The sequence below is a fragment of the Caulobacter sp. 10L414 genome, assembly GCF_056395525.1.
Window position 1 is genome coordinate 26,069 of record NZ_JBFTJR010000005.1, and the last position, 23,775, is coordinate 49,843.

The window sequence follows — 23,775 nt, forward strand, 5'->3', positions numbered from 1 at the left end:
GGCTTTGACGTTGTCGTCGCAGGTGGGCTGCGCAAGCAAGGACCGCCCGACTCTCGCCCCCTTTGCCGGATCACCGCCTCCCCTATGAGCTTCAAGGTCTCCAAAATCCTGGCGGGTGGCGAAGTGGCGAGGCTGCTTGAGGCCGATGACGCCATCGCGGGGTTGAGCCGCCCCTCCGCATGGCCTCAGCCCCTGCGCCAGCAGGTCGAAGTGCTGCTGGGCGCGGCGTTCCCGATGTTCCTGATCTGGGGTCCCGAGCGGATCCTCATCTATAACGACGCCTATCGCCCCATCCTCGGCGACAAGCACCCAGGCGCCCTGGGCCAGCCCTTCTGGACCGTGTGGCCCGAGGTGCGCGCCACCATTGAGCCAATCATCGAGGCGGCTTTCAGCGGCGCGGCCGCGTTCTACGAGGATCTGCCGGTCATCCTTCATCGGAAAGGCCAAGCCGAACCGGCGTGCTTTACCTTTTCCTACAGCCCGATACCGGTTGCGGACGAGGTTCCTGGAGTCTTGTGCGTGTGCGTCGAGACAACATCGGCCGCGCAGGAACGCGCCCGCCGCGAGGAGAGCGAGCGCACGCTTCTCTTTCTCGATCGCCTGACCCGCGCCACATCGGCCCTACCCAGCGCCGAGGCGGTGATGATGCGCGCGGCTCAGATGATCGGCGAGCACATGGGCGTGGCCATCTGCGCCTATGCCGACATGGATCCCGACCAGGACGGTTTCACCATTCGCGGCGATTGGGCCGCGCCGGGCTCGACCTCCATTGTCGGCCGCTATCGCTTGGCCGACTTTGGCGAGATGGCCGTGGAGAACCTCTCGCGCGGCTTGCCGCTGGTCATCAACGACAATCTCGCGGAAATCGCCGCCCACGAGGCGGCCACCTTCCAGGCCATCGGTATCGGCGCGACCATCTGCATGCCGCTGGTGCGCGATGGCCGCCTTCGTGCGCTAATGGCCGTCCATCATAAGGCCCCCTATTTCTGGAGCGATCAGGAGCTGGCCTTGGTGCGCGAGGTCACCGAGCGCTCTTGGGCGTTCGTGGAAAGGGTGGCGTCCCAGGCCGAACTGGCCGAGAGCGAAGCCGAGCTGCGGCGGATCACCGATGCTGCGCCGCTGCTGATCGCCTATATCGATCGTGAGGAGCGCTACCGCTTCATCAATCGCGGTTACGAGGCGTGGTTCGGGAGGCCGCGCGAGGCGCTGCAAGGCCAACGCGTGGAGACGGTGTTGGGGGCGGCCTATGATCGGGTCAAGCCGTATCTGGCGACGGCGCTGGCCGGGGAACGAGTGACGTTCGAAAGTCGCGTGGACTATCCCTCCAGCGGACCACGCGACGTGCAGATCGATTATGTTCCGCGGCGCGGCGCCGACGACGGGGTGATCGGTCTCTATGCGGTGATCTCGGACGTCACCAAACGCATCGAAGCCGAACGCGCGCTTATGCAAAGCGAGACGCGTCTGCGATTGGCCACCGAGTTTGGAGAAGTGGGGCTGTGGGACGTCGATAATGGCGATGGCGCGCTCTACTGGGACGACCGTGTCCGGGCGCTCTTTGGCCACTCGCCCGGCGTGCCGGTGACCTTGAACGACTTCTACCGCGGGCTACACCCCGATGACCTGGAGCCGACGTCCAGGGCCTATGCGGCCGCCTGCGACCCGCTGGCCCAGGACCTCTACGATGTCGAATATCGCACCATCGGCGCGGAGGATGGGATAGAGCGCTGGGTGGCCGCCAAGGGGCGCGGCGTGTTCAATGCAGAGGGTCGTTGCCTGCGCGTGGTCGGCACGGCCATCGACATCACCGCGCGCAAGCACGCCGAGGCGGCGCGCGACCTCCTGATGTGCGAGGTCGATCATCGGGCTCGAAACGCCCTGGCCATCATCCAATCGCTCGTGCGCCTGACCGACGCGGCCGATCCAGCCGAGTTCCGAAAGGCCATTCACGGCCGCATCGAAGCCATGGCGAGGGCTCAGTCGGCGCTTGCCAGGACCCAATGGCGCGGCGGAACCATCGCCGAGGTGGTGCGTGACGAGCTCGCTTCGGCGATCTGCACCGGGGCCCGGGTGCGCCTTTGCGGTGACGAAATCGCCCTGCCGGCCGACCAGCTCCAGCCCTTGAGTATGATCCTCCACGAGCTCGTCACCAACGCCACCAAGTATGGAGCGCTGTCGATGCGCGGTGGCCGCCTGGAGGTCAGTTGGGCCAGCGAACAGCAGGGCTGGTCGCTGGCCTGGGAAGAGCGCGATGGTCCGTCGGTGACAGCGCCGTCGCGCTCGGGTTTCGGCTCACGGCTAATGGCCAGCTTAGCTCGCCAGCTCGAAGGCCAGATCGTCTTCGACTGGAGCCGCGAAGGACTGTCTGTGCGCTTGCGTGCGGGCGCTCGGACCTGATGGGCTGTTGCTGGCCGGTCATCGGCCGCGTGGCGCATGGGCGGCGCGCCCCTTGAGCGAAAAGGGCTGGTCGGTGCGCAACAAGCCGCCGCGCCGCCAGAGCCGCCTCTAGTGATAAAGGTTGTCGGGAACCTGACCGCCATTCTCGGCGAGCTTTTTCATCACCGCCTTGTGCAGGGCGATGTTTTGCTCGGCGCTGCCGGCTTCGCCGACATGCACGCCCAGTTCGTCCGCCAGCTCCTTGCGAGCCTGCAGGCTGGAATCCAGCTTGAGGAGCTTGAGCAAATCGACGATCGAGGCGCGCCAGTCGCCGCCGCCTTCGATCTCGGCCATCGATGTCAGGACGGCCTCGACATCGACCGGAGCAACGGGTGCCGGCTCCGTCTGGCTCGTCGGCGCGGGAGACGGCGCGACAGGGGCGACAGCGCTGGCCGTGGCCGGCGCCGGCGCGATCTTTGACTGGTCATGGCGGAAGATCTTATCGACGATCTTGGAAAAAAAGCTCATCGGGAACCGGCTCCTGTCAAATGATGCCTAGTGCGCGGCCGAGGCCAGCCCCTGGACGTGGCTGAGGTGGGCCTTGATCTTGGGCAGAGCCTTGGCCGCCCCGGCCTTCAGGTTCGCGTCGTCGCCCTTATCGGCGTAGCCCTGCATCAGGGTCAGAGCCTCGTTATGGGCGGCTTCCTGTTGAGTCAGATAGACCTTGTCGAAGTCGGCCGGGGCCGCGGCGTTCAGGTTGTCGATCAGGCCCTTGCGGCGCTCGTCCAGCCCTGGCGGCGCGGCCTTGCCCGCGGCGATGATCAGCGGCTTGAGAGCGTTGGAGAGCGCAGTGTGGTCGGTGACCATCTGCTCGCCGAAGTCCTTGACCGCCTGCCTCTGGCCCCTTTGCTGGGCGATCCGGCCGGCTTGGATTTCATAGAGGTCGCTGATCGCGGCATTGGTCACGAAGGCGTCGGTCGACATCGGTCCGCTTACGGCGGCGGCCGTCCCAACGGCGCTGGAGGCGGCGTCCTGCGCAGTGTTGACGGCTGCGTTGCTCGTGCCCGGATCGGCCGGGGCGGGTTCTGCGTCCTTTTTCTGGCAGGCGGTGAGCGTCACGGCGGCCAAGGCGGCGGCGGCCAAAAGTGAATATCGGGCCATGGTCGGCGTCTCCATCGTGTCGCGATCGCCCCTGGGCGACGCGCAAACTGAACGGCGCGATTTGCTCGACGTTCCCGCAAGATGCTCCCGGCATGGCCAGATCCAAGAGCGAGCCTTGAGACCTCAGGCTTGCTTCCGGAACGGCCTTTGCGAGCGCTCGTTAAGGCGCAAGCCGCCACCAGACAAACGCCCCATGACGAAAACTCCCGTTCCGCCGGACGCCGCCGAGATCGATGACTACGACGCAATCATCGTCGGTGCGGGTCCGGCCGGGCTGACGGCGGCGACCTATCTGGGGCGGTTTCGCCGCAAGGTGCTGATCCTCGACGGCGGGCCCCCGCGGGCCGACTGGATCCCTGAGAGCCACAACACGCCTGGATTTGCCGGCGGTGTTGGCGGCCGCCAGCTGCTATCGGACTTGAGACGCCAAGCCGAGCTCTACGGCGCCCGGCGGCGAGTCGCCCGAGCCGTCGCCCTTTCGCACAAGGCCCAGCGGTTCGAGGTCACGCTCGATACGGCCCAAAGCGATCTGGCCGCAGGCCGCGCCCTCGTCCGCGCGCGTTTCGTCCTGTTGGCGACAGGCCTCGTCGATCGGCTGCCGTCCTTGGACCGTATCGAGGCTGCGATCCGCGCGGCCAAGGTGCGCATGTGCCCCATTTGCGACGCCTATGAAGCGATCGATCAGGCGATCGCCGTGCTTGGCGACGACGACCGTGGAGCGCGCGAGGCCGCGTTCCTGACCACCTATTCGCAAAGGGTCACCCTGCTGCACCTTGGCGACCCTGCCACGCTCACCGACAAGAAGGCCTTGGAAGAGCACGGCGTAGAGGTCGAGCCGATCAGTCTGAGCGATCTTGCTGTCGGACCTGAGGCGGTCACGGTAAGGCGGGGCGATCAGGCGCAACGGACCTTCGACTGCCTCTACTTGGCCTTGGGATGTGAGATGCAGACGCGCCTGGCGTTGGACCAAGGCGCGGCTCACGACGCCGACGGCAACCTCCTGGTCAGCGCCCATCAGGAAACATCGATCGAAGGCCTTTATGCGGCGGGCGACATCGTGCGCGGGCTAAACCAGATCGCCGTGGCCGCCGCCGAAGCCGCCATCGCCGCCACCCATATCCACAAACGGCTGAGGGCCTTGTCGGAATAAGCGCTCGGTCCTGATGGTCCCTGCCCATCACGTGAGCGCTTGGGCGGGGCGGATCCGTCGGAAGGCCGCCTCCACAAAACCGAAGAGGCCGAAGGCTGCCAGCCCCAAGGCGATCAGGCCCAGGACCCAGGATCCGAAGGGCTGGCGCTCAAGCGCCTGCAAGGCCCCGCCCCAGCTGTGGACATCGCGGCTAGCCGCGTCCAGCCCCGCCTTTATCAAAAATACGCCAGCCGGCAGGGTGGCGAGGCCCCGCGCGCCATAGCCGATCCGCGCCAGAGGCGCGACAACGCGACAAAGATCCGCATCGCATGACAGGCGCTTGGAAAAGTCCTGCATCAGGCCCTGAATGACGTTGCCTACGCCAACACCGACGAGCGTCAGGCCCGCCAGCAGCAGCAGGGCCTCGCCGTGGGGCCAGTTCAGGACGGCGGCGGCCGCGCCGTGGGCGGCCTGTTCCTCGTCGGCCTCACCGACATCCTCGAAGGCATCGAGCAGCTCAAGGCCCCAGAGCCCAAGTCCGCCATAGATCAGTGCGCTGACGGCTTGTCCGACACGCACGGCGATAGCCTTGGGCGAGACGCCATGGCCATCAGCGTCGAAGACGGCCTGCAAGCCGCGCCAGATCGCAAAGCCCAGCAGGCCTAGTGAAACCAGACCGACGATCACCAGGCCAAGCGGCCAGTCGGCCCAAGCCGCCAGCATGGCCTTGGCGCCGCTCGCCCGCGGCGTCAGATCGACGGCGGCCATCAGGACGATCGCACCCAGGCCGAGATAGACGACCCCGCGCGCCGCGTAGCCGAGACGGCCGGCCCATTCCAGGCCACGCATGATCTCGTCCCGCGCCGCCAAGCGCCTGAGACGCCGCGCCCAAGGATGTGCTTTCGCTGGCCCCACGTCTGATCCTCGTCGGTTCCCATGTTCAAGCGCTGCCGTCGGCCAGGCTGAACGGCGCCTCCCCGCGAACGTTCCGTGATCGATGCTGCGCCCCGTCAAAAGATCGCCGCGCGCACTGGCGCGCTCCTCCTAGGGCAGCGCCTGCAACTTCCTCGGGCATGGAGTGTTTCGGCCCTGCTCGCGGCGGCGCGGGCGCGTATCATGAGCTTCTTCAACATGTCTCAGGCCGCAAGCCCTACCCCCGCCGTCGGCGAAATCCTGGCGCCGGGGGCGCGCGACTACCGCGCCTCCAGCGCATCGCGCGTCGAGGCGCCCGCTTCGGCGGTGGCGCTGGCCTTGTCGCGCAAAGCGGCCAAGGGCGCAGCAGCCCTCGTTCATGTGGCGTCCAGCGAACGCCGGGCCGAGGAGATCGGCCGAGCCCTGGCCGGCTTCGGGCCTGATCTTGAGATCCTGGTGCTGCCGCCGTGGGACTGCCTGCCCTATGACCGCGCCTCGCCGTCACGCGATGTCATGGGGCGGCGCATGGCGATCCTTGGACGACTTGCGCAGCCGGCGGGCCGGCGGGTCCTGGTCACCTCGCCCGAAGCTATCGTCCAGAAGCTGCCGCCGGCGGTGTGGGCGCGCGAAACGGTCTTCGACCTTCAGCGCGGCGCTGCGCTCGACCGCAAGGCGCTCAGCGATTTCGCCGCAGCCGCCGGCTATATCGCCGACGACCGCATCGACGAGCCCGGCGAGATCGCCTTTCACGGCGAGGTCATCGACATTTTCCCCGCGGACGCCGCCTATCCGGTGCGGATCGCGCTCGAAGCGGATCGCATCGCCGAGATGCGAACCTACGATCCCTTGAGCCAGCGCTCGGCCGGCGAGATCGAGGCCCTGCGCCTTGGCCCGGCAAGCGAGCTGATCCTCAAGCCCGGCGCCGACGGCGTCGTTCCCGAGCGCCTTGCCGGGGCCGAGCACGCCATGGTCGACCACTACGGAGCACTGGTCTCGCTGTTCGAGCTTTTGCCCAAGGCCAGGCTTTCCATGGACATCAAGGCGGCTGCACGTCTCGCCGAAGTCGAGGCCCATGTGCTGGACGCCTTCGAGGCGCGCAAGACGCTTGGCGGGGCGGGCCCTGAGCCCGGCGCGCCCGCCGACCTCAATCTCCTAGGCGCGGACCTGAAGGCGGCGCTCGCCGGCTGGTCGGCGGTGCGCCTGGACACGCGCGGCTTCGAACCGGTGGCGAACCTGGCCCTGCAACGCAACCCTGGCCGGGCCTTTTGCGATCTCGTCGACCATCATCGCCAGGCCGGGCGTCGCGTGGTGTTGACGGGCTTGCGGCAGGAGCTTCGGCCGCTCGCCAGGGCTCTGGCCCGCGGGCTCGACCTCAAGCCTCTGCCTTGCACCGGCTGGGCGCAGGCCATCGCCAGCCCATCGGGCGCAGTCGTCAGCGTCGAACTTGATCTCGACTCGGGTTTCATCGAGGCGGACAGTCAGCTGGCTGTGATCGCCGCGAGCGACGTGGTCGGCGGACGYACCGCCGCGCGCGGCGCGACCCACCTGCAGGATCTTCTAGCTGAGCCTGACCTTCGCCCCGGCGACGTCGTCCTGCACGAGGACCATGGGGTGGGGGTGCTGCGTGATCTGGCCCGGATCGAGGTGGACGGCGTGGGCCGTGATACCTTGCAACTGGAGTATCATGGCGGCGACATTCTGCAGGCGCCTGTCGAGGAGATCGGCCGCGTCTGGCGTTACGGGGCCGAAGAGAGCGCGGTAACCCTCGACCGCCTCAAGGGCGATGGTTGGGCCAAGCGTCGCGCCGAGGTTCGTCACCACCTTGAAGCGGCGGCTGGGCGGCTGGTCGCCCTGGCCAAGGCGCGCGAGGAAAGGACCTGCCCCCCCATCGTCCCGCCCAAGGCCGCCTACGCCAAGTTCGCCGCTCGGTTTGCCTATCCCGAGACGCCCGATCAGTCGGCCGCCATCGAGGCGGTGTTGGCCGACCTCGCCAGCGGACGGCCCATGGACCGTCTGGTGTGCGGCGACGTCGGTTTTGGCAAGACCGAGGTGGCCTTGCGGGCGGCCGCCGCCGTGGCCCTGAGCGGGCGCCAGGTGGCCCTGGCCGCCCCGACGACGGTCCTGGCCCGCCAACACGTCGAAACCTTCAAGCGGCGGTTCGCCGGCACGGGCATCGGCGTGGCTCACCTGTCGCGCCTGGTCGGTCCCGCCGAAGCCAAGGCGGTCAAGGAGGGCCTGGAAACGGGCCAGATCGGCGCGGTGATCGGCACACAGGCCCTGGCGGGCAAGGACATCGGCTTTAGCGATCTTGGGCTGATGATCATCGACGAGGAACAGAAGCTGGGTGCGGCGCTGAAGGAGAAATTGCGCGCCATGGTCAAGGACGGCCACCTCCTGACCCTGACCGCCACCCCGATCCCGCGCACCCTGCAAGCGGCGATGATCGGCGTGCAGGATGTCAGCGTCATCGCCAGCCCGCCGGCCCGCAGGCGGCCGATCCGTACGTTCCTGGCTCCCTTCGACGCGGCCAGCCTGCGCATGGCGCTGATGCGCGAGAAGCGTCGGGGCGGGCAGAGCTTCGTGGTCGCGCCGCGCATCGAGGACATCGGCCTGCTTGAGGCGCAGCTGGCGAGCCTTGTCCCCGAACTTGAAGTGCGGGTGGCCCATGGCGATCTGGCTGCGGAGGCGGCCGATGCCGTAATGGTCGGCTTCGCCGATGGCGACGGCGACGTGCTTTTGGCCACCAACATAATCGAAAGCGGGCTGGACGTGCCGCGCGCCAACACCATGGTCGTCTGGCGCCCCGACCGCTTTGGCCTTGCCCAGCTTCATCAACTGCGCGGCCGGGTCGGCCGAGGCCGAATTCAGGGCGTGACCTACCTATTCTCCGATCCGCAGGAAGACCTTTCCGAGGCGACCCGTGCGCGGCTTGCGACGCTGGAGGCTTTCGATCGCCTGGGCTCGGGACTGGCGATTAGCGCCCGGGACCTGGATCTGCGCGGCGGCGGCGATCTGGTCGGCGAGGACCAGGCCGGACATATGCGAATGATCGGTCCAGGGCTTTACCAGCGCTTGCTGGCCATAGCCCTGCGGGTGGAGCGCGGCGAGGCCGAGGCCGAAGACTGGACCCCCGATCTGCAGCTTGGCGAGCCCGGCGCGATCCCGACCGCCTACGTGCCCGACGCGGTGACCCGGATCAATCTCTACGCCCGCCTCGCTAGAATGGAAGACCAAGGCCAGATCGACGCTTTCGAGGAAGAGCTGGAGGATCGCTTCGGCGCCCTGCCCCCGCCGATCGGCACGCTGCTTGACGACGCGCGCTTGCAGCGTCTGGCCAAAAGCGCGGGCGTGCGTCAGGTGCGCGCAGGACCCAAGGGCGTGTCGCTCATGACGGCCAGAGAAGCGCCGTCTCAAAAGGTCTTGTCGCGATGGCGCTCTAACCTGACGGTGCGTGGGGACAAGCTCGTCCTCGCCCAGCCCTGCGACAGCGAGCCCGAGCGCCGCGCGCTGGTTCATTCCCTGCTTTCAGCGCTGAGCGATTAGAGGCTGTCGCCGCAGCCGCGCCGTCTTGCAACGCGGCCGTATTCGGCCCGGGGCCGTCGCGACCAGCATACGATGCTCCGCCACCTTCCGTCTGGGCAAGCTCAAATACGACCGCCGGTCGCGCCAATGCGACCGCCCTCTAGAGGGAACGGCGGAGGCGATCCGGTGACGAGGCGGCGTCTCGTTCACAAGCTCCTTCTCCGAACGCCTGCAGGCTCATCGCCCTTGATCGATCACCGCATGCCCGGACGCCTCGCTGACATCGACCCAACTGAAGCTTTCGCCTCGCGCGCCGGCTTGGTCGCATAGTCTTGCCGCGTAAGCTCTTGCTCTGTCGACCTGGTCGAATTCCTCAACCAAGTCGCTGCCCACCAAGACGCCGTAGCCGGCTTTCGATTGCGCAACGATAATGATCATTTGGTAGGATCGTCTGACGTCGCGATCGGTTTCAGTCGGCCAATTCGGAATTTTATCGAGGGGCTCGGGCAGACAGCGGATGCGGCTGGCGGCCACCGGCCGACCGCCTTGCTGATCGATCGTCACAAACCATAACCTAGGATAATGCGCGACCTTGGGTTCTTGGCGATCGGGGACCCATGGATGAGCAAGCAGCGGCGCGCGCCGTCGCGCCTGGGGCGCCGAGGGGACAGTTTGACGAAGTCTTCGATCTTAGCAGCGCCGAACGCACGGCGCTGACGGGCATTTTGGGGCCAGCCCAACACCTGCCGCGCGACCATGTGCTCAAGCGCGACGGCGCCGAGCCGACCCATCTGTTTTTGCTCGTTGACGGCTGGGTGGCCTCGTCCATCACCGTAGCGTCTGGTCGCCAGCAGACCGTCAAGATCCATTTGCCCAGAGATGTGCTGGGCGCGCCCAGCCTTTGCGTGACACGCACGGCCGAATGCCTGACGGCGATCACCCCGATCATCGTGCGCCCCGTATCTCGCGGCGACCTGATGGGGGTGCTGGCGCGCTTCCCGCGTATCGCAGCGGCTCATTTTCTTGGCGCCCAGCGCGAACGCGTGACGCTGATGGAGGCCCTGGCCCTGATGGGGCAGACCGACGGATCGGTACGCATCGCCGGGATGCTCGTCGAGCTCTTCGACCGCCTGGGTGCGCTGGGCATGGCCGAGCAAGGGACCATGCCGTTCCCGCTGACGCAAAGTCAGGTCGGCGATCTGGTGGGCCTCAGCCCGGTCCATGTCAGCCGAAAATTTGGCGCGATGGAGCGCGCCGGCCTGATCCAGCGCGGGGCGCGTTCCATACGCCTGCTGGATCTTCGGCGGTTGCGCTCGATGACCGGCTTGCCTCAGCACGCGCTCGTGCGCGAGCCGGAGTGGATCAACTTCGCCTGACCGGGGGTTGGGCGGCCCGATGCGCGACAACAGTCCGCCTTATGCCTACCCCTTATTCGCCGCCCTGTTCGGCCAGATCAAATCCGCTGACCAGCAGAGCGACCGGAAAGCTCGAAAGCCGAACCACACCCGCTTGCGCGGCTGGCCCGTCGGCGAACTGGCCGGCGTTGATACGGGCGACGTCGGCCAGCGGTTCACACGCCTGGCCCATCGACGGGTCGGATGGAATCATCACCACGGCCTGGGGATGGCAATCCTGCAGCAGCTTGATCAGTTCGGCGACGATCATCGCTCTTCGGCCCGGCGCAGGCTCGCAGTGGAAGCCTTGGTCCTGGGAGGGGCCCGGCGCTTTGGCGCTCTCCGCGGCGCTGGATCGGGCGAGCCGGTCTCGCCCCCCTCATAGGCAGCAAAGCTGCGCGGCTCGCCCGGGCTTACCGGCTCGATCGACGCCAAAACCGTGGCCGTCGCATCATTGGCGGGGGCGCGGACTGGCCGCCTCGCCAGTCGCGCGAAAAGCGCGGCGTACTCGGCCGCGGAGACGCGCCATGAGCTATCGGACGCCATGGCGTTGAGCTGGACGCGCCGCCAACTGACCGGATCTCGGTAAAGGGCGCAGGTCCGGCGGATGGCGTCTTCAAGCATATCCTGGGTGGCGGGCGCGAATTGCACGCCGGTCGCAGCCGAACGGGCGATGCCGGCGGTGTTGGCGTCGATGATGGTGTCCGACAGGCCGCCGGTGCGCGACACCACCGGGATCGCCCCATAGCGCATGGCGCAAAGCTGGGTCAGGCCGCAGGGCTCGAAACGCGACGGCGCCAGGATCGCGTCGGCGCCTGCCTGGATGAGGTGGGCGAGATCCTCTCGGTAGCCCAGGAACCGGCCCATGGCGCCCGGATAGCGCTCGGCGGCCTGCGCGAATGCGGCCTCGTACCGCGGCTCGCCTTGGCCGCAAACGATCAGCTGGGCGCCTTCGGCGAACAACACCGGCAGCGCGCCCAGCAACAGATCTACGCCCTTCTGGTCCGTCAGCCGGCTGAGGATGCCAAAGAGCGGGGCCTCGGCATCCGGTCGAAGACCAAACTTGGCCTGCAGGGCCAACTTGTTGATAGCGCGGCGATCCAGCGTCTCTGCGGTGTAGCGCGCGCTGATGTCGATATCGGTCTCGGGATTCCAGACCTCGGCGTCGATGCCATTGAGGATGCCGATCAGCGACCTGGCGCGGGCCTTCAAGAGCCCGCCCAAGCCCATGCCGCCCTTTTCGGTCGTGATTTCCGCCGCGTAGCTTGGGGAGACCGTGGTGACCTGATCGGCGAACTGGATGCCGGCCTTGAGAAAGCCGATGTCGCCCCAGTACTCGACGCCGTCGATGGCCATGGCCTCCGCCGGCAACCCAAGCTTGACCCGCAGGCTTGCCGGGAACAGTCCCTGAAAGGCCAGATTGTGGATTGATAGGACGACCGGCGGCGCCCGGAGCCGGCGTTCTTTCTGAGCGTAGTGGAGATAGGCAGGCGTCAGGCCGGCGTGCCAGTCGTGAGCCTGGATCACATCGGGGCGGTAGTCAGCCAGGAGTCCCAGGCCGATTTCGGCGGCGACTTTGGCCAGCGCCGCAAAGCGCGGGCCATTGTCGGGCCATTCGACACCAGGCGCCTGTAGATAGGGATTACCGGGCCGGTCGTAGAGGTGGGGAGCGTCGATCACCAGGAGGTCCAAGGCCCCTGCCCGTCCCCGCAGCAACCGCGCCGGTCCGCCCATGAGGCCGGCGAAACGGTGCACCACGCTGGGCGCTTCCAGCGCGGCTTTCACGGCCGGATAGCCGGGCACCAGGGTGACGACCCTGACGCCCTCCCGGGCTAGAGCCAGCGGCAAAGCCCCGACCACGTCGGCCAGGCCGCCGGTCTTGACCAACGGAAATATCTCGGCGGCGACCGATAGGATGCGGGGGGCGCTCATCGGCCGGCGCCGAACACGGTCGGAGGCGACTCTTCGCTACCGCACAATAAGCTCTGCCACGCCCCGAACGCCATCGCCGCTACTCCTTGAGATGTCCCCGAAACAACGGGCGTGGCCAAGGGTTCCGGGAATATTTTTTGATCGCTCCAGGCACAGATTGAGCGCCTGATCGTTGTGCACTCGCAGCAATTTGGAGACGGCGGGTGGGGTCGGTGAGTGCGGGGTCGTGGGCGTCCGATCCGTTTGGTTATCTTGGACGCCACGAAGGCGTCGTGCGAACCTTCCAGCCTGGCGCTGTGGGCGTAGAGCTGATCTCACCCAAGAGCCGAAGACGCCTTGGGCGTCTTCAGGAGGTGTCCCCGGGTCTCTTCACCGGCGAGATCAAGCCCAAGACGAGCTATGCCCTGCGAGTGCTCTGGCCCCAGGGTGCTTACGAAACCGAAGACGTCTACGGCTTTGGTCCTGTTCTCTCAGAGCCCGATCTGACCGCCATCTTGCGGGGCGAGGCGATGGGGATGACCGAGCGGCTCGGCGCGGTCCCGCGCGCGCTCGAAGGTGTCGACGGCGTGGCGTTCAGCGTCTGGGCGCCCAACGCACGGCGGGTGAGCCTGGTCGGCGACTTCAACAGCTGGGACGGCCAACGTCATCCCATGCGCCTGCGTCACGAGGCCGGCGTGTGGGAAATCTTCATCCCGCGCCTCGCCGCCGGCGCGCGCTACAAGTTCGACATCGAAGGCGCCGATGGGGTCGTGCGTCGCAAGGCCGATCCCCTCGCCAGGGCCAGCGAGACGCCGCCGGCCACCGCCTCCCTCGTCGCGCCCCGCCTTGACCATCCCTGGGCGGACGACGACTGGATGGCCGGTCGCGCCGAGCGCCACCACGCCGGCGCGGCGATCTCGATCTACGAGGTGCATGTCGGATCCTGGCGCCGCCCCTGGGATGGTCGCGACTGTCACGACTGGGACGACCTGGCCGACCACTTGATCCCATACGTCGCCGGCCTTGGCTTCACCCATGTCCAGCTGATGCCGATCATGGAGCACCCGTTCGGAGGCTCCTGGGGTTATCAGCCGCTCGGCCAGTTCGCGCCTTCCGCCCGCTATGGCGCTCCCGAGGCGCTCGCTCGCTTCGTCGATCGTTGCCACCAGGCCGGCCTGGGCGTCATCCTCGACTGGGTCCCGGCCCATTTTCCCGCTGACGCCCACGGGTTGGAGCGCTTCGACGGCACGGCGCTCTATGAGCATGCCGATCCGCGCGAGGGCTTCCATCCAGATTGGAACACGCTGATCTACAATCTCGGCCGAGAAGAGGTGGCCGGCTTCCTGGTGGCTTCGGCCCTCTACTGGCTGGATCGCTTCCATATCGACGGCCTGCGTGTCGACGCCGTCGCCTCGATGCTCTACCGCGACTACAGCCGCAAGGCCGGTGAATGGACGCCCAACGTGCATGGCGGCCGCGAGAACCTGGAATCCATCGCCTTCCTACGCCGGCTGAACGCCGCGATCGGGGAGCACTTTCCAAGCGCCATCACCATCGCCGAAGAGTCCACGGCCTGGCCGGGGGTGACCACGCCGGTCGATCAAGGCGGTCTTGGCTTCTCCTACAAATGGAACATGGGGTGGATGAACGACACCCTGCGCTACATGCACCGCGATCCCGTCCATCGCGGCTGGCATGGCGGAGATCTGAGCTTTGGCCTGACCTACGCCTTCTCCGAACGGTTCGTCCTGCCGCTGAGCCATGACGAGGTCGTCCACGGCAAGGGCTCGCTGCTGTCGAAAATGCCCGGCGACCGCTGGCGCCAGTTCGCCAACCTGCGCGCGCTCCTGGCGCTGATGTGGGCCCATCCTGGCAAGAAGCTGCTGTTCATGGGCGGAGAGATCGGCCAGCGGCGCGAATGGGACCACGACGGCGAGCTCGATTGGTCCTTGCTCGAAACGCACGAACACGCCGGGCTGCAGCGTCTGGTCGGCGACCTCAACCGGGTCTATCGCCAGGAAGGCGCCCTGCATCACACCGACGCGGATGCGCGCGGTTTTGGCTGGATCGCCGAGAACCACGATCGCGACGGCGTTTTCATCTTCGAGCGCCGCTCCTTTCATGGTGGCGCGACCGTTGTCGTAGCCGTCAACATGACCCCCGAGCCCCGAATGCAGCGGCGGGTGCGCGTCCCGCTGGAAGGTCGCTGGGCCGAGATCCTCAACACCGATGCTTACGCCTACGGCGGGAGCGGCCTTGGCAACCAAGGCGGGGTGAGCGCCGTCACCTATCCCGACGGGCCGGCCATCGACCTGACCCTGCCGCCGCTGGCTGCTGTCTATCTCCGTTATGAAGGACCTAGCGCTTGACCCCCTTGCCCGAACGTCTCGAAGCCGGTTCGCCCTATCCTCTGGGCGCGACCTTCGATGGTCTTGGCGTCAACTTCGCAGTGTTCTCAGCCAATGCCGAGCGCATTGATCTTTGTCTTTTCGACCCGTCTGGCCGCAAGGAACTGGCGCGCTATCCCCTGCCCGAGTGCACCGACGAGGTGTGGCACGGCTACCTGCCGCATGCTCGACCCGGCCAGCTCTACGGCTTTCGAGCCTATGGCCCTTACGCGCCTGAACAGGGTCACCGGTTCAACCCCAACAAGCTGTTGCTGGACCCCTATGCCCGCCGCCTGGCCGGCCAGCTTCGCTGGACCGACGCCCTGCACGGCTATCATGTCGGCTCGCCGCGCGCGGACCTCTCCTTTGATCGCCGCGACAGCGCTCCGGCCATGCCCAAGTCGGTCGTCACCGCCGACGCCTTCGACTGGGAAGGCGATCGTCGTCCCAACACGCCCTGGTCGGAGACGGTGATCTACGAGGCGCACGTCAAGGGCCTGACCGCCCTGCTCGAAGAGGTCGGCCCCAAGGATCGCGGCACCTTCGCGGCCCTCTCCCACCCCAAGGTCATCGACCACCTCAAGCGTCTGGGCGTCACGGCGCTGGAACTTATGCCGGTCCACGCCTTCACCCAGGATCGCTTCCTGCAGGAGCGCGGTCTCTCCAATTACTGGGGCTACAACACCCTGGCCTTCTTCGCGCCTGAGGCGCGTTATCTGGCCAGCGGCAGCCACGATGAGTTCCGCCTGGCCGTGCGACGCCTGCACGCCAGCGGCATCGAGGTTATTCTCGACGTCGTCTACAACCACACCGCCGAAGGCAGCGAGATGGGTCCGACCCTGTCCTTGCGCGGCCTCGACAACGCTACCTACTACCGTTTGGTCGCCGACAACCCGCGCCACTGCATCAACGACACCGGCACCGGCAATTCGCTGAACATGGCCTCGGCCCGGGTCATCCAGATGGTGGCGGATTCGCTGCGCTACTGGGCCCAGTCCTTCCGTGTCGACGGCTTCCGTTTCGATCTGGGCGTGACGCTTGGCCGCGAGGGCGACGCGGGGTTTTCGCCTGGGGCCGCCTTCTTCGACGTCCTGCGCCAGGATCCTGTGCTGGGCCGGTTGAAGCTCATCTCCGAGCCATGGGACATCGGTCCGGGCGGCTACCAACTGGGCCACCATCCACCAAGCTTCGCCGAATGGAACGACAAGTTCCGCGACACCACCCGCCGCTTCTGGCGCGGCGACGCGGGCCAACGGCCGGATCTAGCCGCGCGGCTCTCGGGCTCGGGCGACCTTTTCGATCGACGCGCCCGCCGGCCCTGGGCCAGCATCAACATGCTGACCGCACATGATGGCATGACCCTCAACGACGTGGTGAGCTACGATGGCCGGCACAACGAGGCCAACGGCGAGAACGGCCAGGACGGGCACAGCGAGAACTATTCGCGCGGCTGGGGCGCCGAAGGTTCGACCGACGATCCGACCATTCAGAACCAGCGCGATCGAGTGCGCCGCTCGATGCTGACGACGCTGATGGCCTCGCTCGGCACTCCCATGTTGCTGGGCGGCGACGAGTTTGGCCGCACCCAGAACGGCAACAACAACGCCTACTGCCAGGACAACGAGATCAGCTGGTTTGACTGGGGTCAGGCGGCCAACCAGTCCGGTCAGGCGTTGATCGACTTCACCGCCAAGCTTATCGCGCTTCGCAAGGCCCACCCTCTGCTGCGGTCCGGCTCCTTCCTCTACGGCCAGGACGAAGCCGCGCCCGGCGTTCTCGACATCGAATGGTTCGATGAGCGCGGCCAGCCATTGTCGGAAGACGACTGGCGCAATCCGGACGGCCGCGCCCTCCTGATGCGCCGCGCCCGCCGACTTGCCGACGGATCGCTGGAACTGATCGCCCTGGCGATGAACGGCGCTGACGAAGCCCTCACCTTCGCGCTTCCGACTGAAGGTTTGACTTTCGAGCGGCTCATCGACAGCGCCGACCCTAACGCCGAGCCCGCCCCTGTCGGCGAGATGCTCGACCTACCCGGCGGTGCGGCGGTCATTCTGCGCGGGGTCGGAGAAGCACGATGAACCACGGACCCGCCTGGCTTGGCGATGGGCGTGTCCGCTTGCGCCTCTGGGCGCCGGGGCAGGCGCGCGTCGCCGTGGACCTCGACGGACAAGGCGTCTTCGTCATGAACCGGCTGGCTGATGGCTGGTTCGACTACGAGACTGAAGCTGCCGACGGGCAGAAGTACCGGTTTCGGATCAACAACGACCTCGTCGTGCCTGATCCGGCGGCTCGCGCCCAGGCCGACGACGTGCACGGCTGGAGCGTCCTGGTCAGCCCTGAAGGATATGCGTGGCGCAATCCCGAGTGGCTTGGCCGGGCCTGGTCGGACGCAGTGATCTATGAAGTTCACCCCGGCCTGCTGGGCGGTTTCGCCGGTGTAACCGACCGGCTGCCCGCGCTTTCGGCCCTGGGGATCACGGCGCTGCAACTGATGCCGGTGAACAGCTTCTCGGGGTCGCGCAACTGGGGCTATGACGGCGTCCTGCCCTACGCCCCCGCCGGCGCCTATGGCTCGCCGGACGACCTGAAGGCCCTGGTCGATGCGGCCCACGGCCTGGGGATGATGGTGCTGCTCGACGTGGTCTACAACCACTTTGGCCCGGACGGTAACTATCTGCCGGCCTACGCAAAGCCCTTTTTCGACGAGGCGCGTCACACCCCGTGGGGACCGGCCATCGCTTTTGGCGAGGAACCCGTGGCGCGGTTCTTCATCGAAAACGCCCTCTATTGGCTGGAGATCTTCCGTTTCGATGGGTTGCGCTTCGACGCCGTGCACGCGATCGCAGACAACCACTTTCTGGACAGGCTCGCCGCAGAGGTGCGCGCCCGTTGTCCAGACCGCCACATCCATCTCGTACTGGAGAATGAGGGCAACGACCCTGACCGTTTGTCGGGCGGCTATGACGCTCAGTGGAACGATGATTTCCACAACGTGATGCACGTTCTGCTGACGGACGAGACCAGCAGCTACTACCAGGACTTCGCCGATCGGCCCGCCGAGCGTCTGGCTCGCAGCCTGGCGGAAGGATTCATCTACCAGGGCGAGGGTTCGCCCAATCACGACGGCAGGCCGCGGGGCGCGCCCAGCCGGCACCTGCCGCCGACCGCCTTCGTCAATTTTCTGCAGAACCACGACCAGGTCGGCAACCGGGCGCTCGGCGAGCGGCTGACGACGCTGGTTGCTCCCGACCGCCTGAGGGCGGCTATGGCGCTCCTTTTGATGTCGCCGCAAATCCCCATGCTGTTCATGGGCGAGGAGAGCGGCTCGGAAACCCCGTTCCTGTTCTTCACCGACTTCCACGACGATCTGGCCGACGCCGTGCGCGAGGGCCGTCGGCGCGAATTCGCCAAGTTTCCAGCCTTCGCTGATCCGCAGGCCAGAGCGGCCATTCCAGACCCCAACGCCGCCCCCACCTTCGAGGCCTCGCGTCCATCGCCGGGCCCGGACGCCGAAAGCTGGCGTCAACTGATCGCAACCCTGCTGCGCCTACGGCGCGATAATCTGGCGCCCCACATCGACGGCGCAGGCAGCCTTGGCGCCCGGGCGATTGGCGCCAAGTCCGTGCAAGCCGCCTGGCGCCTGGGAAGCAAGACCTACACGGTGGCCGTCAATCTCGGCGAGGTCGCCGTCCCACTCCGGCCCGCCCCGGCTGGACCTCCACTCGTCGTGGTGGGCGATCAGCCGCTGAACGGCCAGCTACCGCCGGCTTCATTCGCCGCCTGGCTGGCGCAAGAGCCATGAGCGACACCGCGCTGTTGGCGCTGGCGGACGCGGCGGGCGTGCTGGTCGAATGGACCGATTTCAACGGCCGCGACCGTCGGGTCGAACTGGACACCATTCGCGCGGTGCTGGTTGCGCTCGGCCACGATATCGCCTCGCCCAGTCACGCCCTGGCGGCCATTCGAGAACGATCGTCCCCGAAGCTGCTGATCGGGCGGGTCGATAGGCCGGTCAGGTTTGCAGGCGCCCGCCGGGGTCGTGTTATCCTCGAGGATGGACGCACCCGGGACGCCGCCTCAGACGCCGATGGTCTGACCCTGAGCGTCTCCGAACCGGGGTATCATCGCGTTGAGCTGGACGACCGCGCGCTGGAGCTGGCGGTCTGCCCTCCCCGCTGCCTGACGCCACGCGATCTGTTGGGCCGCGATGCGTGGGGACTGACCACCCAACTCTACGGCTTACGTGAGCATGGGAACTTCGGCGACTTCAGCGCCCTGGCCCTCATCGCCCGCTCGGCCGGCCAAGCCGGCGCCGACGCCCTGGCGATCAGCCCGACCAATGCGCTCTTTCCGAGCGCGCCACAGCGCTGCAGTCCCTACTCACCGTCGAGTCGCGACCACCTCAATATTCTCTATGCAGATCCCGCAGCCCTCGGCGCGGCCCCGGCTCCTCGGGGCGGGCCGGAGTTGATCGATTGGCCGCAGGCGGCGGCCGCCAAGCTCGCCAGGCTGAACGCAGCCTATCACGCCTTCGCCGGCGAGCAGCGGTTTACGGACTTTGTCGCGGTTGGAGGCCCGGAACTTCGCCGCCACGCGATCTTCGAGGCGCTCGACGAGCGCCTGGCGCATATCTTCGGCGCGGGCGGCTGGCGCCGCTGGCCCGAGGCGTACAAGGACGTCGCCCACGCCGAGGCCGTCGTGGAGCAGCTTGGCCTTGGCGACCGGGTGGGCTTTTTTCTGTTCGCACAATGGCTGGCGGACCTTGGCCTGCAGCAGGCTCAGGCCTCGGCCAAAGGCGCCGGCATGGGCATAGGACTGGTCTCGGACCTCGCCGTCGGCCTCGACCCCGGCGGCTCGCACGCTTGGAGACGGCCCCAGGAGTTGATGCTCGGCCTGACCCTGGGCGCGCCGCCTGACGCCTTTCAGGCCGCCGGACAAGGCTGGGGTTTGACCAGCTTTGCTCCCGACGCCCTTCGAGCCGCCGGCTACCAACCCTTCCTCGACACCTTGCGCACGGCGTTGCGGCACGCCGGCGGGGTCCGTATCGACCACGCCCTGGGCTTGGGGCGGCTGTGGGTGATCCCGGATGGAGCATCCCCCGACCAGGGCGCCTATCTACGCTATCCCATCGATGATCTGCTGGCGCTCATCGCCCTGGAGTCGCGCCGGGCCGGAGCGGTGATCATCGGCGAGGATCTGGGCGTCGTGCCGCCAGGTCTGCGCGAAGCCCTCGACGAGCATGGGCTGCTGGGCATGCGGGTCTTGCCTTTCGAGCGGGAGGAAAGCGGCGCCTTCATTCCACCTGAAAACTGGGACCGGCGCGCCGTGGCCATGACCAGCACCCATGACCTGCCGCCGGTCGCCGGCTGGTGGCGCGGACGCGACATCGAGTGGCGCGAGCGCCTGAATGCGCCCGGCGACCGACAGGCCGAGCGTGGCGAGCGCGCTGACGACCGGGCCGCGCTTTGGAACATGGCCTCGCAATCCGACCAGGCGCAAGGTCCCGTTCCCTCGCCGCACAACCCTGATCCCGCCGTCGAAGCCGCGATGGCGGTGGTCGGCGCGACCGCCTGCGAGTTGGCGCTGATCCCGATCGAGGATCTGTTGGGCCTGGAAGAGCAGCCCAACCTGCCCGGCGTCGTCGATGTTCATCCCAACTGGCGCCGGCGACTGCCGGTGGCGAGCGAGGCGCTCCTGGCCGCTCCCGTCGTCGCCAGCCGGATCGCCCGCCTGAACGCCCAGAGACCCAGATGATCCCCTCAGCGACCTATCGCGTGCAGTTCCACGCCGGCTTCACCTTCTCAAACGCGGCGGCTTTGGCGCCTTACTGGGCCAGACTGGGGGTGAGCCATGTCTATGCCTCGCCGATCGCCACAGCCCGGGCAGGCTCCGCCCATGGCTACGACGTGGTGGATCCCCTTGAGATCAATCCAGCACTAGGCGGTGAACAGGGCTTTCGCGACATGGTCGAGGCGCTGCGGGCCCAGGGCCTGGGCGTCGTCCTCGACATAGTGCCCAATCATCTGGCTGTTGGCTGCGGCGACAACGCATGGTGGCTGGATGTCCTGGAGAACGGCCCGGCCAGCCCCTTCGCCCGGATGTTCGACATCGACTGGGCGCCAGCCGATCCCGACCTGGCAGGAAAGCTGCTCGCTCCGTTCCTCGGGGCCCCCTACGCCGAGGCTCTCGCCGCGGGCGCCATCCAACTGGACATCGAGCCCGACCGCCTCTCCGTCCTGGCTCATGGCGCCCACCGCTTCCCGCTGCGCCGCTGCGACTACGCCGAGGTTCTCGCGGCCGCAGACGCCTCGCGGATAGAGGACGTCGATCCTTTCCGCCTGGCCGCCGCCTATGATCCAGGAACCGAGAATGGACTGGCGCGGTTGCACGACCTTTTGGAGCGTCAGCACTACCGCCTGGCCTGGTGGCGGACGGCTGGCGACGCGATCAACTGGCGGCGTTTCTTCGACATCACTGAGTTGGCCGGGCTGCGTATCGAAGATCCGGTCGTCTTCGAGGCGGTGCACGCCCTGCCTCTGCGCCTCTATCGCGAAGGCCTGATCGACGGTCTGCGGGTGGACCATGTCGACGGCCTGGCCGATCCGCCGGCCTACTGCCGGCGACTGCGCGAGGCGCTGATCACGGCTGATCCGGCGCGCAAGGCCTGGCTGGTGGTCGAAAAGATTCTTGGCGCGGACGAGCGCCTGGCCGCCGACTGGGGCGTGGACGGAACCACCGGCTACGAGGTCATGAACGATCTCTCGGCGCTGCAACACGATCCCCAGGGCGCTGCTCCACTGGCCAGTCTTTGGCGACAGATAAGCGGACGTCCGGCCGATTTCGAGGCCGAGGAGCTCGACGCCAGACGCGAAATCCTCTCAGGCGGATTTGCCGGCCAGTTGGACGCGGCGGCCATGGCCTTCTACCGGCTGGCGCGCTGGGACGTCGCGACAAGGGACCTGCCCCTTCCCGCCCTCCGCCGGGCTCTGGCGAGCTTGGTCGAGGCCTCAAGAAACTACCGCACCTACGCCGCCGACACCCGACAGCCGCCCCTAAAGGCCCTGGCGAGCGCCAAGGCGGCGCAGCCGGCGTCGAGCCTGGCCCTGGATCAGATCGCCGCCTGGCTCCGCGGCGAAGGCGAGGTTCCCGCCGACCTTCGGATCGATGCCATCCGGCGCCTCGAGCAGCTCTCGGCGCCCGTGGCCGCGAAAGCCGTAGAGGACACCGCCTTCTATCGCTACGGCCGGCTGCTCTCGCGCAACGATGTCGGCTTTGATCCGGCCCGGCTCTCGATGTCTCCGGCGCTGTTTCTACGGCAGGCGACACAGAGGGGAGCGGCGTTCCCATCCAGTATGCTGGCGACGGCGACGCACGATCACAAGCGGGGGGAGGACGTGCGCGCCCGGCTGGCGGTGCTCAGCGAGATTTCCGCGCTGTGGGCGCAGCGGGCAAGGGCCTGGCTGTCGCTGACGCCGCTTGAAGGCGTCGATCCGGGCGATGCGCACATGCTGCACCAGATGATCGTCGGCGCCTGGCCGCTGGACCTCGAGCCGGCGGACGCAAAGGCGATGGCCGCCTTCGCCGAGCGTCTGGGCGGCTGGCAGCGAAAGGCGCTGCGCGAGGCCAAGCTGCGGACATCGTGGACGGTGCAGGATGAGACCTATGAGGCCGCCAGCAAAAGCTATCTTCGCCGGCTGCTGGTCGAAGGCAACAGCGCCTTCCGGCAGGACGCTCACCTCTTCGTCAACCAGATCGCGCCCGCCGGCGCCGCCAACAGTCTCGTCCAGACCGGCCTGAAACTCACCTTGGCGGGCGTACCCGACTTCTACCAGGGAACCGAGTTCTGGGATTTCAGTCTCGTCGACCCCGACAATCGCCGACCTGTCGATTACGACCGGCGTCACGCGATGCTCGATCATGAAGGCGGTGGAGACTGGCGCGCGGGCGAGACCAAACAAGCGCTCATTCGGGACCTGCTGAAGGCCCGGCGCGACCATCCGGATCTGTTCGCAGCGGCCATCTCGCCGCTGGAGATCAAGCGCCCCGTCTCCGATAACGCCGTGGTTTTCGAGCGCACCGCCGGCGAGCGCCGTCTGCTTGTCGTTGCGGCTATAGGCTGCGCCGACGCCTGCATCGCTCGCAACGCGCCGGTGGTGGATGAGAGCTGGTGGCGCGACGCCGCCCTGCCGGACGGCCGACAGATCTCGCGCCTCACCAACGGTTCGCCGTTCTGGTGGGCGATCGAATGAGACCCTTGGTCGCGCCCGCGTCATGTTGACAGGACCCACATTCGGCGCGTCCATGGCCTGGCTTCTGGGGAGGGGCGCCATGGCCAAGTTCGAAATCGACTATGAAGAGAAGCTCTATCTGGCGCTCGCCGCGCTACGCGGCGCCGGCTACGCCCCTCTTTGTCTGGTGCTGGATCGCGCCGAGCGTCTGGGTCCCACGAGCATCGAGCGGCTTGGGACCGGAGCGGTCCGCGCGCTCGATATCGAAGTGGACGTTCGGCCCGACGAGACCCCTCACATCGTCGCCAGCAAGGACGGCCTGACGCTCCTTGCCCCGGTGGCGCTACGCCGGCTGGCGCGCTGGCTCGCGGCCGACGGAGGTCAGGCTGAACCCATGGCGCTCGTTCCCGCCTACCGCGTGCCGCCGCTTCGGGTCGTGAGTTAGGAAAGCGCTGGCCTAATCGGCCCCATTGCCTGGATCTCCGGCCGTAGGGTCGTGGGTGGCGTCCGTCTTCTGGTTTGGATCAAGAGCCGGATGCGGCGGCGCCTCCAGGCCGCCTGGCTGCGTCGCCGGCGGCTGTTGCCCTTCTGGCCTGGCCTGATACTGTTTGGTCATCGGCGTCCTCCTTTGTCATAAAGAAGACAATCCCGAACGCGCCGACTAGCTTCCCTCGCGGCGAAAGAAACCGCGCGCGCGGCGGGCCGGGTTGCGTGGAGGCCGACGTCGGCGAGAACGGATTTCATACCATCCT

16 protein-coding genes are annotated in these 23,775 nt (G+C 67.3%); 10 read left to right on the plus strand and 6 right to left on the minus strand.

What is annotated here, in order from left to right:
- Positions 1–84 precede the first annotated feature (84 nt).
- Positions 85–2,397 (plus strand): PAS domain-containing protein, encoded by a 2,313-nt coding sequence (locus AC1DCG_RS02915; protein WP_477028211.1) that lies wholly within the window; start codon positions 85–87, stop codon positions 2,395–2,397.
- Between the two features lie 108 nt (positions 2,398–2,505).
- Here AC1DCG_RS02915 and AC1DCG_RS02920 read toward each other — a convergent pair whose 3' ends face one another.
- On the minus strand, positions 2,506–2,904 hold the full coding sequence (locus AC1DCG_RS02920) for a DUF3597 domain-containing protein (protein WP_477028212.1): 399 nt from the start codon (positions 2,902–2,904) through the stop codon (positions 2,506–2,508).
- A gap of 27 nt (positions 2,905–2,931) precedes the next feature.
- Positions 2,932–3,537: a DUF4142 domain-containing protein gene (locus AC1DCG_RS02925; protein WP_477028213.1), complete on the minus strand. Its 606-nt coding sequence runs from the start codon at positions 3,535–3,537 to the stop codon at positions 2,932–2,934.
- A 193-nt stretch (positions 3,538–3,730) separates the two neighbouring features.
- Here AC1DCG_RS02925 and AC1DCG_RS02930 point away from each other — a divergent pair, with 193 nt between their 5' ends.
- Positions 3,731–4,687 carry an NAD(P)/FAD-dependent oxidoreductase gene (locus AC1DCG_RS02930; protein ID WP_477028214.1) on the plus strand — a complete coding sequence of 319 codons (957 nt, stop codon included), beginning with the start codon at positions 3,731–3,733 and terminating at the stop codon, positions 4,685–4,687.
- A gap of 27 nt (positions 4,688–4,714) precedes the next feature.
- On the opposite strand, the gene AC1DCG_RS02935 is transcribed toward AC1DCG_RS02930, so the two are convergent.
- Complete coding sequence (locus tag AC1DCG_RS02935; RefSeq protein WP_477028215.1) at positions 4,715–5,515, minus strand: DUF1206 domain-containing protein; 801 nt, start codon at positions 5,513–5,515, stop codon at positions 4,715–4,717.
- Positions 5,516–5,782: 267 nt separating this feature from the next.
- On the opposite strand from AC1DCG_RS02935, the gene AC1DCG_RS02940 reads away from it, so the two are divergent.
- Positions 5,783–9,121 (plus strand): TRCF domain-containing protein, encoded by a 3,339-nt coding sequence (locus tag AC1DCG_RS02940; protein ID WP_477028216.1) that lies wholly within the window; start codon positions 5,783–5,785, stop codon positions 9,119–9,121.
- A gap of 216 nt (positions 9,122–9,337) precedes the next feature.
- Here the strand turns inward: AC1DCG_RS02940 and AC1DCG_RS02945 are convergent, their stop codons facing one another.
- The gene (locus AC1DCG_RS02945; RefSeq protein WP_477028217.1) at positions 9,338–9,634 is read right to left on the minus strand and encodes a hypothetical protein; all 297 of its coding nucleotides are present in this window, start codon (positions 9,632–9,634) and stop codon (positions 9,338–9,340) included.
- 83 nt (positions 9,635–9,717) lie between these two features.
- Here AC1DCG_RS02945 and AC1DCG_RS02950 point away from each other — a divergent pair, with 83 nt between their 5' ends.
- The gene (locus tag AC1DCG_RS02950) at positions 9,718–10,476 is read left to right on the plus strand and encodes a Crp/Fnr family transcriptional regulator (protein WP_477028218.1); all 759 of its coding nucleotides are present in this window, start codon (positions 9,718–9,720) and stop codon (positions 10,474–10,476) included.
- A 52-nt stretch (positions 10,477–10,528) separates the two neighbouring features.
- Here the strand turns inward: AC1DCG_RS02950 and AC1DCG_RS02955 are convergent, their stop codons facing one another.
- Together AC1DCG_RS02955 and glgA are read right to left on the minus strand one after the other, a co-directional pair.
- Positions 10,529–10,765: a hypothetical protein gene (locus AC1DCG_RS02955; RefSeq protein WP_477028219.1), complete on the minus strand. Its 237-nt coding sequence runs from the start codon at positions 10,763–10,765 to the stop codon at positions 10,529–10,531.
- Positions 10,762–12,426, minus strand: coding sequence for a glycogen synthase GlgA (gene glgA / locus AC1DCG_RS02960; RefSeq protein WP_477028220.1), 1,665 nt, complete (start codon positions 12,424–12,426; stop codon positions 10,762–10,764). The genes AC1DCG_RS02955 and glgA overlap by 4 nt, the downstream gene beginning before the upstream one ends.
- A 353-nt stretch (positions 12,427–12,779) precedes the next feature.
- On the opposite strand from glgA, the gene glgB reads away from it, so the two are divergent.
- From glgB to AC1DCG_RS02990, 6 genes are all read left to right on the plus strand, one after another.
- A complete protein-coding gene (gene glgB, locus AC1DCG_RS02965; protein WP_477028221.1) occupies positions 12,780–14,774 on the plus strand; it encodes a 1,4-alpha-glucan branching protein GlgB in 1,995 nt (664 codons plus the stop codon).
- On the plus strand, positions 14,771–16,873 hold the full coding sequence (gene glgX, locus AC1DCG_RS02970) for a glycogen debranching protein GlgX (protein ID WP_477036420.1): 2,103 nt from the start codon (positions 14,771–14,773) through the stop codon (positions 16,871–16,873). Before glgB ends, glgX begins: the two co-directional genes overlap by 4 nt.
- Positions 16,870–18,597, plus strand: coding sequence for a malto-oligosyltrehalose trehalohydrolase (treZ, locus tag AC1DCG_RS02975; RefSeq protein WP_477028223.1), 1,728 nt, complete (start codon positions 16,870–16,872; stop codon positions 18,595–18,597). The genes glgX and treZ overlap by 4 nt, the downstream gene beginning before the upstream one ends.
- Positions 18,594–20,549 (plus strand): 4-alpha-glucanotransferase, encoded by a 1,956-nt coding sequence (gene malQ / locus AC1DCG_RS02980; RefSeq protein ID WP_477028224.1) that lies wholly within the window; start codon positions 18,594–18,596, stop codon positions 20,547–20,549. Before treZ ends, malQ begins: the two co-directional genes overlap by 4 nt.
- Positions 20,546–23,044: a malto-oligosyltrehalose synthase gene (gene treY, locus AC1DCG_RS02985; RefSeq protein WP_477028225.1), complete on the plus strand. Its 2,499-nt coding sequence runs from the start codon at positions 20,546–20,548 to the stop codon at positions 23,042–23,044. The genes malQ and treY overlap by 4 nt, the downstream gene beginning before the upstream one ends.
- Before the next feature lie 79 nt (positions 23,045–23,123).
- Positions 23,124–23,468: a hypothetical protein gene (locus tag AC1DCG_RS02990; RefSeq protein ID WP_477028226.1), complete on the plus strand. Its 345-nt coding sequence runs from the start codon at positions 23,124–23,126 to the stop codon at positions 23,466–23,468.
- Positions 23,469–23,775 lie beyond the last annotated feature (307 nt).

Coding starts and splice junctions, on each gene's coding strand:
- AC1DCG_RS02915 (WP_477028211.1), top strand. CDS start 85: ATGAGCTTCAAGGTCTCCAAAATCCTGGCGGGTGGCGAAGTGGCGAGG.
- AC1DCG_RS02920 (WP_477028212.1), bottom strand. CDS start 2,904: ATGAGCTTTTTTTCCAAGATCGTCGATAAGATCTTCCGCCATGACCAG.
- AC1DCG_RS02925 (WP_477028213.1), bottom strand. CDS start 3,537: ATGGCCCGATATTCACTTTTGGCCGCCGCCGCCTTGGCCGCCGTGACG.
- AC1DCG_RS02930 (WP_477028214.1), top strand. CDS start 3,731: ATGACGAAAACTCCCGTTCCGCCGGACGCCGCCGAGATCGATGACTAC.
- AC1DCG_RS02935 (WP_477028215.1), bottom strand. CDS start 5,515: ATGCGTGGCCTGGAATGGGCCGGCCGTCTCGGCTACGCGGCGCGCGGG.
- AC1DCG_RS02950 (WP_477028218.1), top strand. CDS start 9,718: ATGGATGAGCAAGCAGCGGCGCGCGCCGTCGCGCCTGGGGCGCCGAGG.
- AC1DCG_RS02955 (WP_477028219.1), bottom strand. CDS start 10,765: ATGATCGTCGCCGAACTGATCAAGCTGCTGCAGGATTGCCATCCCCAG.
- glgA (WP_477028220.1), bottom strand. CDS start 12,426: ATGAGCGCCCCCCGCATCCTATCGGTCGCCGCCGAGATATTTCCGTTG.
- treZ (WP_477028223.1), top strand. CDS start 16,870: ATGAACCACGGACCCGCCTGGCTTGGCGATGGGCGTGTCCGCTTGCGC.
- malQ (WP_477028224.1), top strand. CDS start 18,594: ATGAGCGACACCGCGCTGTTGGCGCTGGCGGACGCGGCGGGCGTGCTG.
- treY (WP_477028225.1), top strand. CDS start 20,546: ATGATCCCCTCAGCGACCTATCGCGTGCAGTTCCACGCCGGCTTCACC.
- AC1DCG_RS02990 (WP_477028226.1), top strand. CDS start 23,124: ATGGCCAAGTTCGAAATCGACTATGAAGAGAAGCTCTATCTGGCGCTC.